Source organism: Parabacteroides sp. AF39-10AC (assembly GCF_003635405.1).
GTDB classification, from domain to species: domain Bacteria; phylum Bacteroidota; class Bacteroidia; order Bacteroidales; family Tannerellaceae; genus Parabacteroides; species Parabacteroides distasonis.
Genome location: NZ_QTLP01000005.1, coordinates 153,755 through 168,780, shown reverse-complemented (window position 1 = coordinate 168,780; position 15,026 = coordinate 153,755). Strand labels below are relative to the sequence as shown.

Here is a 15,026-nt window from a genome sequence, read left to right as displayed (position 1 = left end):
CGAAACAACCGATTCCGTAAACGAACTTCTCTTTTTACTCCTCGAAAAACGCAAGATTTAGACGATCGTTTAGACTAGTCGTTTTTGAATAGAGGGCGATTGATTAAGGTCTTGATAGATATTTAATTAACACTATTATTAATATTTAAATTAGAGATTATGAACAAAGGGATTTTTACTTTGATGACGGCGGCTTTATTGGCCTCTGGATCAGTTGTAACACCTGCTTTCGCTGATGCGACGTTTGCGACTTATCAAGCCGTGAACACGAACAAGGTTTTGGCGAACGGTGTGAAGTTCTATTTGCAGGTAGGCAGCGATGAGGCTACCTCCACTCAAACTGATACGAAGTATTACAAAGCTAAAAAGTTAACAATTAAGGACAAGGCTACGGTTTGGTCTTTAGAAGAGACTTTAAACGCTGACGAGGCTTCTGTTTTCGAGGTTGGCAATTACACTAAGGTTGGTGGACAGTACACCTTCTCCTTGTCTGTTGACGGCAATAAGATTTCTTTGACGAAAGACGGTGTAATTAAATCAGACGCTGCTACTACTACAGAGGCTTCTAAAACTGTGACTACTTTAATCACAGACAAGAACAAATTAAGTGAATTGAATACATTCTCCGCTTCTTTGATGAACGCTACGGCTGTCAACGTGGTTTTGGCTACACAAGAAGAGGTGATGACGGCTGCTATGTTGAACGAGTACAACACGGAAGGTTTCACTTTCGGCTTCAACGCTAAGACAGACTTGGAAGGTAACGCTTTCGCTAAACCGATGTATGCGGTAGAGATCGGGGACGATGCTGCTACTTTAGATGCCGGTACTTATTTCGTTGTAGGCGGTAAGGATGATGCTGTTAAGGCATTGGAAAAAGCAGTGAAAGATGAAGAAGGAGTAGAGGAGGCCTTGGCTACGGAGGATATCCAACTTCTTGCTTTGAATATAGATAAAAAATATGACGTAAGAGGCGCTAAATCTCCGGCTTACATTCTACAGGTTATCAACGGTGATAAGATCACTAGGAATAAGGCTGCTTTCTCTGTTAAGGAGTTCGATAAGTTGGCGAATGAAGGTGAGTATGAGCTGAAAATAGAAGATCCTAATCAGGATGATACTGCAGAGGAAACTGAATATGTGTACGTAGGTGCTATGCGCTTTACTGATACAGATACGAAGACTTATGTGACGACGGTTAAGGAAAATGAGAAATCTTTATTGATCTCCGCTACTTTAGGCGCTAGCACTTATTTGGATGCTTCCGTTTTATTGAAGGAAGGTGTGGCTAACTACGTGAATGTTTACTTCACTAGCAACAATGAAAGCGAAAAAGATAAATTCCAGACTGAGTATCATAAATATTTGGTTCCGGTATCTGTAAAGGCAGATGCTAGAGCTGAAGAAACTTATACTTTCGCTTTCGACGCTAAGGCTGCTAAAGACGTAAACTTCAACTCTGCTTTATCTCAATGGGCCGTGAAGGGCTTCGACGGTAAATATACATTTACGTTGGTGAACCGTGAAACTGCTCAAGAGATTACTTTAGGCTTGCAAGAGTCTGACGTGAAGGGCGAGTATAAGGTGGTTAACGCAGTAGATGAAAATAAAGATGCGGTTTCTTTCGCTTCCTTGAAGAAAGCTGCTACGGGTGAAGAGGCAGAAGTGGCTAAATCTGTTGCTTCTACTACTGTTAAGTTCATCCCGGTTGAGAAGGTCGCTGGTTTCTTGGATTTATCCAAGGATGAGATGGCTGCCGGTATCCAATTGGAATTTACGGGTAAGACCCCGTTAATTGGTGAGAAGACTTTCTTTGCTAAGAAAGACAAGAAAACAGAAGGCGAAACAACAACTGAAACGTTGGCTCCTAGCATGAAGGCTTCCGATGCATTCACGTTGGCTATCAATAAGGCTAAAGGTAAGATCAAAGAGGATGATAAAGATGCTGTCGTAAATTACACGATCCAACCTCTTGTATTATCTTGTCTGAAAGATGGTAAGATTGTGGAATTGAAAGATACATTGTTTGTTCCGACTTACAATATCTATTATACGACTCCGGTAGAGGGTAAAGATGATATCGTTACTTACTTAGGTAAGGATTTGAAATTCGCAAAGGTAAACGAATCTGAAAAACCTGCTGAATTCGTATTCCGTGTGAACGCTGACGGTTCTTACGCTATGATGGGAACTGATGCGGCTGTTTCATTTGATGAGGATATCACTGCCAACACAAAAGTTGTAAGCGTAAATTCTACTACAGGTACAGACTTCTCAACAAACGAGGCATTATTATATAACCTGTCAGAAGGTAGCTTCGCTAGCGTAGCTGTTAAGGTACAAGATAATTCAGACAAGACTACATTGCCTGCTGAGCCTCGTCACGCTTCATTCGACAATGCGCTGGGTTCTATCAACTATCAGTTGAATAAGAATGGTATCACTGAGGGTATCCTTTCCGCTGAGAGCATGATCTTCTGGTTGGATACAGCGGATAGCAAGGCTACAACTCCGTACTTCTATATCTCTAAGGGTATTGAGGTTGCTGAAGGCGAAGAGAAACCGGCCGAGAGAATGTTCATGTATAACGCTACAGACTCTATGTCTATCTTCGATGAGAACTCTGCTCAGGCTTCTTTCAACGAGAAGTATATGCTGGAAGGTACAACTAAAGAGGATAAGATCGCTAAGGTAATCTTCCGTCCGGCTACTATCGCAGGTGTTGACACGATCAATACGGTTGTAGAGGGTAAGGCTGCTGTTGTTGCTGCTAAGGAAAACAAGGCAGAAGAAGTATTGGCTGGCTTGGATAACTTCAAGTTCGGTATCTGCTTGGCTGACGATGCTGTGGATGGCGAGTATGTTATCTACTCAAAGGCAGATAACAAGTATGTATACGCTAAGAACGGTAAGTTAGGTTTGGGTGGAAAGGAAGAGGCTATGGTCTTCACGTTAGGTACTGAGGTTCCGACTTCTAACGAGTCTATCGACAACGCCGCTTCTTCTGTCGTAGTGATCGGCAACGCCGGTTCCGTAACGATCCAAGGCGCTCAAGGCGAGACTGCTTATGTTCGTAACTTGTTGGGTATGCCGTTGGCAGAGACAGTTGTCACTTCTGATAACGCTACGATCGCTGTTCCCGCTGGAATCGTTCTTGTAACGGTTGGCGACGAGACTGTAAAGGTGGTCGTTAAATAAGACATGTAAAGGAATAATGAAAAGATAAATCGAAAATCATTCCCGTGCGGATTATCCAAGTACCCCGAGAGGGCGAACAGGCGGGAATGGATTAATATTAATACTAAAGTAATAAATTAAAGTTCATCCGTAAGTACTTCCGTGAGGATGGAAACGGATAAAAGACAAGGGGAGACGGTATTACACTGTTTCCCCTTATTTGTTGATAAGGATGGGTAAGGGCTTTGTTAGCGAAATGGACGGTATTCGATCTTTTTAATCGATATAAGGTAGATATCGTGACACACTATTTTTGAGAGAGGTATAAAGTAGGGGAGATCGGAGGGGTATAAATAGCCTTTTTTATACAAAAGGACCGCTTTTTACACACGACAGGCGGTAAAAGGCAACATGACTAGTGGTGTTTGGCAACGACAGTAGTGCCGTTGGGCATCGTAAACAGTCATGAATAGGGTTGTTAGTACTCATGAATGGGCATCGTAACCCTGTTATATCCCTGTCGTAACTCAATGAGATAGCCCGGATAAGCTATAGGATATGAATTAGGATGAATTAAATTCGCTAGGATAAAAGGCTGTTTTTAACTAATGCGGTATAAGACAAATGATTGCTAATATTTTTTCTCGTATTTGGGGATAAGCTGTACGTTTGCCCGAAAAAAGTGATTCTCCGGCAGTTGAGTTTACAAATTGACAAAATGCCAAGGTGCTTTTTTTGTGAGCTTATAGGAAGGGCTAGATCCGAAAACAAACCTTGATTTTAGAGAATGGCATGGGATAAATTCCATGCTTGTACGTGCTTTATTCCTTCTTTGGAAGGAAGCGGCAAATCATCGAGCGAGACAACGATCTTCTCGTAATTATCCTCAATGGCCTCTAACGAGGCATATTCCCGTTCGATGGTTTCTTTGTCGATTAGTAAATAAGTGGATTGGAGATAGATAACCCTCTCTCCTTTGATAGCGACGAAATCCACCTCTTTGTTCTTTATGCTGCCTACGTATATTTGATAGCCGGTCCTTAATAAATCTAGATAAATGAGGTTTTCTAGTTTATACCCAATGCCGTAGCCAAAGCCTTGATATAAATAATTGTTGAAACCTAGGTCATTGATGTAATACTTACAATTCCCGGCGATGGTCTCCTTTCCCTTGATTTGGTATTTCTCGACTTTATGTACCAAAAAAGTGTCCTCTATGTAACTAATGTAGGAGGCGATCGTATCATAGCTGGTCTTCCTTCCCGAGCTCTTGAAATAATTGGTGATATTCCGAATTGATATTAAATTAGATGCGTTATTTACCAGATAGACAAAAATGTCCTCAAGCAACTTAGCGTCTTTTATGTTTTGTCTTTGTATGATATCACGTAGTAATACGGTGTCTTTTAATGCGGATATATAATTTCTTTGTACTTCTGGTTGAGATAGATGGTATAATTCAGGCATACCACTACTTTGCATATATTCTAGGTAGTGTACCTTGTTGTTTTCTTTTTGGGTGATTCCAAGAAACTCTGTGTATGAAAAAGGATAGATGGCAAATTCCACATAACGTCCGGCTAATAACGTGGCGAGTTCTCCAGATAGCATTTTAGAGTTGGAGCCACTAATGAATAACTCATATTCGGCGGTATAGTCTTGTGAGTATGAGTTGGCGAAGCGTTCCCATCCCTCTACATTTTGGATTTCGTCAATGAACAGATAGATACGACCTTGAGGATTTATTTGTTTTAAGTAGAGATTAAACAGGGAATCAAGATCTTCATTGGTTTTCAAAAAATAGAAGGCGGATAGCTCACAGTTAATGAAGAATATATTTCGGGGATTTACTCCACTATTGGCGAGATGGCTAGCTAACTGACGAAGGAGATAGCTTTTCCCTACACGTCGCTGTCCTACCAAGACTTTGATTAATCTGTTTCCGGTGTAGGATAATATCCTATCTAAATAATCTTGCCGTTTATAGCCTGTTGGAAAATCGTTTCCACCCCATAGGTTATACTTCTCTAATGTCTTAAATCTATCGTCCATACTCGAAACTTTTGCGTAAAAGTACAAAAGTTTCGAATGAACTCGAAACTTTTCCCGTTAAGAATAGGATATACCCTCAAAAAAATAACGGCAACCGCCTTCCGCCGAAAGCCAAGTTGCCGTTCAAAGTTAGGAATAAGGTTTGGTTTGTTCCTTTGTAATGATTCTAACATTAATATGTAATGAGAGTTTTCTACATTTTATTGATACAAAAGTAAATGCCACTTGTTACGATTTGATTACGGGAGTGTTACATTTTTAGTAAAGGTCTCGCCAAATCGGTTGATAACCTTGATCTGTACGTCTTTGACTCCGACAGAAGGGTGGCAACGGAATAAGTGCGATGTATGATATCCGGAAGGTTTTCCGTGCATGTCGATATAGTCTTGGTCTTCATCATCGAATTGCTCCATGCGACCTTTCTCTATGCCGTTTTCGCTCCATGTAACTTGGTAGGTCGGGTCCCAATCCCATACGTTCACCACTAGGTAATCCGCTTGCGATTTGAACTCATTCGGCCTATAAACTCTGAATTGATAATCCGAATCATGGCCGGTTGCCTTATAATACCAAGTAGCGGCATTCCCTTTCACCTCAACGACCAGATAACCGTTCGGGGCGCCGCACCGATTTACATGGCCGGCCCACCAAGCTCCGCAAGCGGCTCCGATATTATGCTCGTACAGATTCGGTGTGACTTGGTTGTTCTCGAAGAAATGCGTATGCCCGGCGAAGATATGGACATTATAAGGGCTGACGATCTCTTTCAGGCTCTCAGCGTCCTCGGCGTTTCCTCCCCCTTTATCCGTCTGGTTGAATACCGGGGCATGTACGTTGATAAATACAAGTGTTCCGGGTTTAACGTAACTCAGGTCGTTTTTCAGCCATTCCAGTTGTTCCTTTCCGAAGCGTTCGTCATATTTCTTGTCTTTATAATAATCAATATCTTTTAAGGTGATGATATGTGCATCCCCGACATTGAACGAATAATTGTAAGGGCCGAAATGATCCTCGTAGATACGCTCCGCATAGCTCTCCTCGGTTACCTTTTGATTGGATAAGGCCGGGTAACGTAAGTCGTGGTCGTGATTGCCGATCACGGAGAACATCGGGATGCCTAAGACCGAGACCGCTTCCTTATAAGGAGTGAATAAATCCATGCGATCCCAAGTAATGTCTCCCAGCGCCATACCGTAGACCTCTTTTCCTTGGTAGCGCTCTATAGTCTGCTTCAAGTCGGGGATGGTCTCTTCACGGAAACGTTTCATCTGCCGTTCGTCGATGGTCTGAGGATCGGAGATTGCCAAGTAGACAAACCCGTCGATTGGCTGTTTCCTAGGGGTGAGCGTAAAATCATATTCATTGATCTCCTTACTTTTATCAAGTTGCTGATAGAAAAGATCCGGTATACCTTTTGTTTGCTCGATCTCGTAGTCACCCGGTACGGAGAGGTAGACAAAGCGGCTTTTGTCCAGATTCGAATCTAGGCTATATTCTCCCCGCTCATTTGTTTGCGTGAAATTATAACCATCCGTAACGACTACGCCTTGTAGCGGTTTACCTGCCGTATCGGATACGGTGCCTCTTACGGTAGCGGCTTGCGCTATCCAAGTGGATAACGCAAGTAAAAGCGTGAATGATAAGAATTGTCTCTTCATCGTAATTTTTTTTATGATTTGAATATAGAATATGTTAGTTAGAATTTATAACGTACGCCGATTTGAATCTGCCAAGGGTTTCCGTTCATATTGGATACACCTGTGTTTTTGTTTACGTTATATACGTATTGCTTCTTCTCCGCGTCAAAACTCTTGATGGAGTAGATATTCTGCTTGCCTAGATTATGTCCGGCACCCCAGTCCTTGTTCAGCATATTCAGGAAATTGAAAAAGTCTATCGAGGCCTCGATGGAATGAGTCTTATAGATCTTGAAGTTCTTGTTCAAGCGCAAATCGAAAGTACCGTAGAAGCCATTTACGCCACCGTTACGCTCGGCAACCTTCCCATAGTTTTTACGGATATAATCTTTTACGCTCTTCTCCGCTTCCGGATTGTCCAAGATCGCTTGGATACCCTCACGAAGATATTGAGGCGTATTACTATCGTTCGGGTCATAAATATAAGCCAAGTCATTAGATGATACGAAATCACCGTTCATATTACCACTAACCGCTAAAGAGTAGCGGGTCCCACCGATCCCGGAGAAACGCAAGCCTACGCTGATCCCCCAGAAAGAAGGAGCCGTACCGTAGAATACGACCTTATGGCGGAATTGGTTGTCCGAGTAAGTCATGGTGCTCAAATCACGAGGATCATCTTTTACCATCAAGGCTAGGGTCGCTGTATTTGCTACGTTTCCGTTGTAAGAGGTGTTATCCTTGGAATCGTTCCACGTATAGCTGAAAGAAAGCTCGCCATCCTTGAAATAACGCCAAGTTCCATCTACGACGAACGCGTATTGGTTGATTTTTCCATCGCTGATTAATTCCAGCACACGGCCTACCTTATCACTTTTACGTCCTTGCATCCAGTCGGTCGCTCCGTTCTCGGTATTGATACTCTCGGCGGGGACGAACACGCCACGATTCCCCTCTGCGGCGATACGGAAGTAAGGCTCGTCCACCATATTACGGTCTACGTACATATAATTATGGCGTGCCCAGTTGGCGTAAGCACTGATACCTACCCGCAAGCGATCGGAGAAGAAATGCGTGTAGCTGGCGTTCAACTTATATACTACCGGTACACGGGCATCCTTACTATTCATATTGATCGTGCTGATCTTTTGGATATTCGGGTTGTTGAATAAATCAACGCCCGGAGCGGTAGAAGGATCTTTGCGGTATGCCGGGAAATTTGGTGTCGGAACCAAATTGCCTTGTATATCCACGGACGCTACCTTCGTACCATCGAACAGCATATTGTTGATCATGGAATAGTTGTTTAAATCCGAACCGAAGATACCGGCGCCAAGGCGAATAATATCTTGATGTTTATCATTCACGTCCCACGTGAATTGAACGCGGGGTTGCAACTGGAAGGTGGAGATTACGTTGTCCGTACGTAAGCCTAGTTCGTCATAAACGGTCTGGTTAAAGTTCGCGTGGTTGAAATAGCGGGTATAATCCGCACGGATACCGGCCATGACCTCGAATCCGGTGAAAAGCTTCGTTTGTAATTGTCCGTAGATAGCGGAGTTCAAGGTATTCATCTTTACGGTAGGATCATCTACCAAGGCGATTTCCCGGGCATAGCGGTAAGGAGTCATATTCTCGAAATTATCCAGTCCCGTGAAATAAAACCGTCCGTTCATCTCACTGCCGTAGAGTGATTTCATATTGGTGTACATGAAGTCCGCTCCGAATGTATAGTTGATGCGGTCCGTATTATAATACATATTGTCTACCAATTGAAGTACATTATCCTTGAAATGTTCGGGAGCGTAGCGTTGACCTCCAAGCTGGATGGAAGTGTACATGCTTTTGTCACCAGATATAGATTCCACGTTCTCTACGATTGCTCTTGGGATATTAGAGCTTGGCAATTGCTTGTTCGGGGTCGTGGCCTCGTAAACCAAGAAATGTTGAAGCTTCAACTCGTTGGTCAGCTTTGGGCTTAATACCGAGCGTAAGGTAGCGAGTAAGCTGTTGTTATGCGATTTGCGATCGATCCAAACCTCGTAGAGATTGATACTGGAGTTATCGCTCTCGCTCTGTTTATTATCCTCGTTGATGAAATTATTGCGAATGGTTAACAAGTTGGTTGCGTTCAACTGCCAGTCGATACGTGCGAAGACTGCGTTCGTCTGCTTCTTTTTACCGAACTCCCCGAATTGAGGCTCATTCGAGACTCCGTATTTAGTACGGGCGATATCCAGATAACGGTCTAGCGTAGATTGAGTGACATTATAGCGAGACTCGTCCGCCGCCGTCTTGATATCCGCTATATAAATCGGACGGGAATCCTGTTGGTGATCCCATACGACATAGAAGTGCGCACGGTCTTTCACGATCGGGCCTCCCAAAGAGAAACCATATTGATAGGTAGAGAAGTCGGAAGTCGATTTATTTCCCCGTATATCATAGGAGCTGGATAACCAATCGGCACGACCGAACCCGAATACACTTCCGGTGAAAGTATTGGTTCCTGATTTCGTTACAGCGCTCACGGTGCCGCCCCCGGAACGTCCGTTGGTCACGTCATATTGATTGGTTACCACCTCAAACTCGCGGACGGCTTCCATGGATATCGTATAAGCGCCGGAAGTCGTTCCGCTCGCTACGGTTCCTTTAGCCGTCATACCGTCGATGGTGTAATTCGTTGAGGATGATAATTGCCCGGCGATATTTCCTCCGCTACTCAATGGCGAGAGATCGATCAGGGATGTGAAGTTACGGCCGTTTACCGGAAGTTTCGTGATATTTTGAGCGGAGATAGATGTTGCCGCTCCGATCTTCGGAACCATGTTCTTCAAGGAATTAGCGACCACCTCGACAGCTTGGATCTCCACCGATTCCTCCGCTAGCTTGAAATCCACTCGAAGCATATCCCCTTGGTTCAATGCGTATCCTGTCTTTTTCTGTTCCCCATAACCGATATAAGAAGCTGTAACGGTATAAGGAGAACCTAGCGGAAGCTGCTTGATGGTGTATTCTCCTTTATCGTTTGTGATAGAGCCCGTGAAGAATCCGGTAGATTCATTCTTGACTTGGATCGTGGCCCCGATCACTGATTCCCCTTTATTATCCACGACCGTACCGGTGATAATGGCTTGCGTTCCTTGCGCGAATAGGAGAGCCGGTAAGCAATTAAAAAATAACAAACAGGCAAGTAACCTGCAAGTAATTCGTTTGTCAAACATCCTCATGATAATCTTTTTAAAATTAAACCTAAATATCTTTTACGGCGCAAAAGTAAGCGTCCGGTTTTGCAAAGAGATTACATCCGTGTGTAGGTTTAAATAAAGAAAAAAGCCTAATGAAGGATATCCATTAGGCTCAACGAGAAAATTATAAATGTGTCTATAAAGAAGAAGGTTAGTCCTCATCCAACGTTTTGATAATGCTAGATGCTATCTTGGATGAACTCTTGCGGCTGCTCTTTCTGAGTTTATCCGGATTCTCAAGATTCATACAGGTAAAGAAGTTATTCCCCCGATATACCTCGTTTTTATCTTTATCGAATAGGGTATAGCTGACGATATGGAAAAGTGTGCGCAACGGTTGGTCTTGCCATTTAAGATAATGCTGGTTTAATACCAGCAGATAATCAGCGCCGGCATTATCCAATACCTTTTGTAACTCTTCGGTCGGTACGGCTGAAAGATCGGAATAGCAATCCTCGCTCTCCCCGTTCACCTTGATCTCATTCAGTACCTGTCCGGTCACTTGTGTAGCGTTTGCCGGGATAAACTTACAATCTCCGTTCTTTACGGATGCGGCGATATTCTCGGCGATGATCGTATTATACGTTTGGTCGATACTATCCGCTTTCATACCGGTCTCTTCAGCGATCATCCCATTGTAGAAATAGTTTGATTTCACGTTATCGTGCAAACCTACGATGAGAATTTGCTTCGCATGATAATTGTCACCTTCCTTCTTACTTTCTTTAGCGTTCGCTGCTATAGAAGTTACGGCTAAAAAGAACATAACCGTAAAGATTCTGATTTTAAATAACCTTTCCATGATTCTTCTATTAAATTCTGTGTCTATTAATTTCGAAGGCAAAGATATTAGCGAGGTGTTGCAGGGATATTACGGTTGTATAAAGTAATGGTTACCGATAATCCCCCTGTACCGGCTTGGATATTAAAATCGTGGATTCGTTGTAAAGTCTATTCTGCCGTGTGGATGAGTTCAATCAAAAGGCGGTTACCAAGAAACTTTAAGGAGATATAGAAACAGGGGTTGTTTTTAAGGTTCAAAGAACGCTAAAAACAACCCCCGTTATTTTTACTTATTATTCTCGATCCACTTGCGAGCGTTCACGAACGCCTCGATCCATGGAGTGACCTCGTCGTTCTCCTTACGGTCGGCGGGGTAATAACCGCACTGCCAAGGGAAGATCGCACGTTCGGGGTGAGGCATCATAGCTAAATGGCGGCCGTCCTTTGAGCAAACACCGGCAACGGACCAAGGAGAACCGTTCGGGTTGGCGGGATAGCCATCGTAGTTGTATTTAGCGATGATGTTGTACTCCTTCTCCTCGTAGGGGAACTCGAACTTACCTTCACCATGAGCTACCCATACACCCAACTTCGTGCCGCTCAAGGAGCCGAACATTACGGAGTTGTTTTTCGGTATCTCCAAGCTAACGAAGTTAGACTCGAACTTATGGGAATCATTGTGAACCATCTTATGCTTTTTCTCGTGCTCCGGATAAACCAAGCCTAACTCGGCCATCAACTGGCAACCGTTACAGATACCCATGCTCAACGTATCTTTACGTGCGTAATAGTTGTCGATCGCTTTCTTGGCTTTCTCGTTATACAAGAAACCGCCGGCCCAGCCCTTGGCGGAACCTAATACGTCGGAGTTGGAGAAACCACCGCAGAATACGATGAAGTTTACATCCTCCAAAGCCTCACGTCCGCTAGCCAAGTCCGTCATATGGACATCCTTCACGTCGAAACCAGCCAGATACAAGGCGTAAGCTGTCTCACGCTCGCATTGCGTACCCTTCTCACGGATTACTGCGGCCTTGATGCCGTTCGGAGTGCGGCGTTCCGCAGAGAGTCCGTAAGAAGAAAGTTTTCCGGTAAAGTCCTTGTGGAGCTTGTACTGTACGGGCTGCATCTTATAGTTCTCGAAACGGTTTCCGGCACAAACGCTTCCGCTCTGCTTTACATCCAGCTTATAAGAAGATTCGTACCATACGTCACGCATATAGTCGATGCCGAAGTGATATTGGATGCCGTCTTTCGATACCAATACATGGCGCTCGTCGGTCGGTTTGGCGATGATGGCGAAACCTACGCCAGCTTCTTCCATCAACTTTTCGAATGCCTTCTTGTCCTTTACCTGAACCAAGATACCCGGATTCTCGGCAAACAGGATCTTCACGATATCGCTCTCGGAGATCTTATCCAAGTTGACATCCAAACCACCCTCTACGTTAGCGAAGCACATCTCTAACAGGGCGGTGATCATACCTCCCGCTGAGATATCGTGTCCGGCAAGGATGAGTCTCTTCTCGATCGCGTCTTGTACGGCGTTGAAAGCGTCACGGAAGTATTCCGGATCTTTCACGGTAGGAACCTCGTTACCCAGCTTGTTCAAAGCTTGGGCGAAGGCGGAACCACCCAGCTTCAAGGTATCGAAAGAGAAATCTATATAATAAATGGATGTATTCTTGTCTTGTGCCAATACGGGAGAGACGATCTTCTTGATATCGCTAACCTCTGCACCTGCGGAGATAATCACCGTACCCGGGGCGATCACCTTATCGTCGCCATATTTCTGCGTCATGGATAAGGAGTCCTTACCAGTCGGGATATTGATGCCCAAGCTGCAAGCGAAATCGGAAGCGGCTTGTACGGCTGTGTATAGACGGGCGTCCTCACCTTCGTTGCGGCACGGCCACATCCAGTTGGCACTTAAGGATACGCTCTCCAACTTATCTGTCAGCGGAGCGAATACGATATTGGTCAATGACTCGGCGATTGCCATAACGGAACCGGCGGCCGGATCAACCATGGCTACCTGGGGAGCGTGACCAATAGAAGTTGCGATACCAGCTTTCCCGCGGTAATCCAACGCTACGGCACCTAAGTCGCTCAACGGCAATTGTAATTCACCTTGACATTGCTGGCGAGCGATCTTACCGGTTACGGAACGGTCTACTTTGTTTGTTAACCAATCCTTACAGGCTACGGCCTCTAATTGAAGTACGTTCTCCAAATAATGGTGAAGTTCGGATTCTTTGTAAACAACCGGTTGATAAGATTCAGTGACCGTATGGTCTGTCATAACCGTTCTAGGCGGTTTACCGAACATATATTCCAGCTTGATATCGATAGGTTTTACGCCGTCCGCTTGTTCGAAGACAAACTTCATGTCGTTAGTAGTCTCGCCTACCACATACATCGGGGCACGTTCACGATCCGCGATACGTTTTACGCGGGCTACATCTTCTTCTTTCATCAATAAGCCCATGCGCTCTTGGCTCTCGTTTCCTACGATCTCCTTCGCTGAAAGAGTCGGGTCGCCAATCGGCAATTTGCTCATATCAATGTGTCCGCCGGTAGCCTCAACCAACTCAGACAAACAGTTGAGGTGTCCACCCGCACCATGGTCATGGATAGAGACGATCGGATTCTCGTCAGATTCGGCGATCGCACGGATCACGTTAGCCGCACGTTTCTGCATTTCCGGGTTGGCACGCTGTACGGCGTTCAACTCGATACCGCTTGTATATTGTCCCGTGTTTACGGAAGATACGGCTCCACCACCCATGCCGATACGGTAGTTATCGCCACCGATCACAACCACTTTTTCGCCCGGTTCCGGATTGCCCTTCAAGGCATCGCGCATATTCGCGAAACCTACACCGCCGGCAAGCATGATTACTTTGTCGTAAGCGTATTTCTTATCGTTCTCCGTGTGCTCGAAAGTCAATAAAGAACCACAGATAAGCGGCTGGCCGAAATGGTTACCGAATGTAGAGGCTCCATTGGAAGCCTTGATCAAGATCTGCTCCGGAGTCTGGTATAACCAAGGGCGGGGGTCTAGGATCTTCTCCCATTCGCGAGCACCTTCCGTACGCGGGTAAGAAGTCATGTAGACAGCTGTTCCCGCTATCGGCAAGGATGCCTTACCACCGCCCAGACGGTCACGGATCTCACCACCTGTTCCGGTAGCGGCACCGTTGAACGGCTCAACGGTTGTCGGGAAGTTATGCGTCTCAGCTTTCAAGGAGATAACCGTCTTGATATCTTTTACGGCGAAGAAATCAGGTTTGTCACCGGATAGGGGAGCGAATTGCTCTACCGTCGGGCCTTCATTGAACGCTACGTTATCTTTATAAGCGGAAACCAATTTATTAGGGTTCTCGGCGGAAGTCTTCTTGATCAAGTTGAACAAGGAACTTTCTTTTTCCTCGCCGTCGATGATGAATACACCTCCGAATATTTTATGGCGGCAGTGTTCCGAGTTTACTTGAGAGAAACCGAACACCTCGCTATCGGTCAACTTACGTCCCAACTTCTGGCTTACCTCGTTCAAGTAAGCGATCTCCTCTTGGCTTAGAGCCAAGCCCTCTTGTTGGTTGTACACTTCCAAATCCTCAATATAGACAATAGAATCCGGTTTTTTACTGATCGTGAAGATCTCCTGATTCAAGCCATTGTAGATACGTTGTAACATCGGATCGTGATCTGCGTCGCCAGAAGAAACAGGAAAATATTCCTCAATACGGGAAATACCGGTCAGGCCCATGTTTTGGGTAATTTCAACGGCGTTCGTACTCCACGGGGTAATCATTTCCCGGCGTGGCCCTACGTACCAGCCTTCCAATGTTTCTGATTGAACAGGAGTTGCCTCGCTAAACAACCAAACCAGTTTTTGAGTGTCTTCAGGAGAGAAAGCGTGCGCGGCCTCTACAGCCAGCACCGTCTTTGTTGAAGATTGAAAGAATAGAATCATATCGTTGATTTATTAGTATTTATCACGAAATAACGAATAAGCCTCTTTTTGAGAGTGCAAAGATAATGATTTCCCGTGAATTATTATGTCAATACGTTTTAAAAGAAAAGAGGACGAAACCTCCCGGTCTCGCCCTCTCATGTCCCCTGCATA

Annotated in this window: 6 protein-coding genes; 1 reads left to right on the top strand and 5 read right to left on the bottom strand. The window is 44.7% G+C overall.

The window, feature by feature from the left end; genetic code table 11:
• The first annotated feature begins 159 nt into the window (after window positions 1–159).
• Window positions 160–3,198 (top strand): DUF6383 domain-containing protein, encoded by a 3,039-nt coding sequence (locus DW033_RS06370; RefSeq protein WP_122382558.1) that lies wholly within the window; start codon window positions 160–162, stop codon window positions 3,196–3,198.
• Between the two features lie 759 nt (window positions 3,199–3,957).
• Here DW033_RS06370 and DW033_RS06360 read toward each other — a convergent pair.
• The 5 genes from DW033_RS06360 to purL all read right to left on the bottom strand — a co-directional run bounded on the left by DW033_RS06360 (window position 3,958) and on the right by purL (window position 14,873).
• Complete coding sequence (locus DW033_RS06360) at window positions 3,958–5,229, bottom strand: ATP-binding protein (protein ID WP_048927957.1); 1,272 nt, start codon at window positions 5,227–5,229, stop codon at window positions 3,958–3,960.
• Window positions 5,230–5,468: 239 nt separating this feature from the next.
• On the bottom strand, window positions 5,469–6,887 hold the full coding sequence (locus tag DW033_RS06355) for a calcineurin-like phosphoesterase family protein (RefSeq protein WP_122382557.1): 1,419 nt from the start codon (window positions 6,885–6,887) through the stop codon (window positions 5,469–5,471).
• A 38-nt stretch (window positions 6,888–6,925) separates the two neighbouring features.
• The gene (locus tag DW033_RS06350; RefSeq protein ID WP_122382556.1) at window positions 6,926–10,096 is read right to left on the bottom strand and encodes a TonB-dependent receptor; all 3,171 of its coding nucleotides are present in this window, start codon (window positions 10,094–10,096) and stop codon (window positions 6,926–6,928) included.
• A 169-nt stretch (window positions 10,097–10,265) separates the two neighbouring features.
• The gene (locus tag DW033_RS06345; RefSeq protein WP_122382555.1) at window positions 10,266–10,916 is read right to left on the bottom strand and encodes a hypothetical protein; all 651 of its coding nucleotides are present in this window, start codon (window positions 10,914–10,916) and stop codon (window positions 10,266–10,268) included.
• A 267-nt stretch (window positions 10,917–11,183) separates the two neighbouring features.
• Window positions 11,184–14,873: a phosphoribosylformylglycinamidine synthase gene (purL, locus tag DW033_RS06340; protein WP_122382554.1), complete on the bottom strand. Its 3,690-nt coding sequence runs from the start codon at window positions 14,871–14,873 to the stop codon at window positions 11,184–11,186.
• Between the last annotated feature and the right edge of the window lie 153 nt (window positions 14,874–15,026).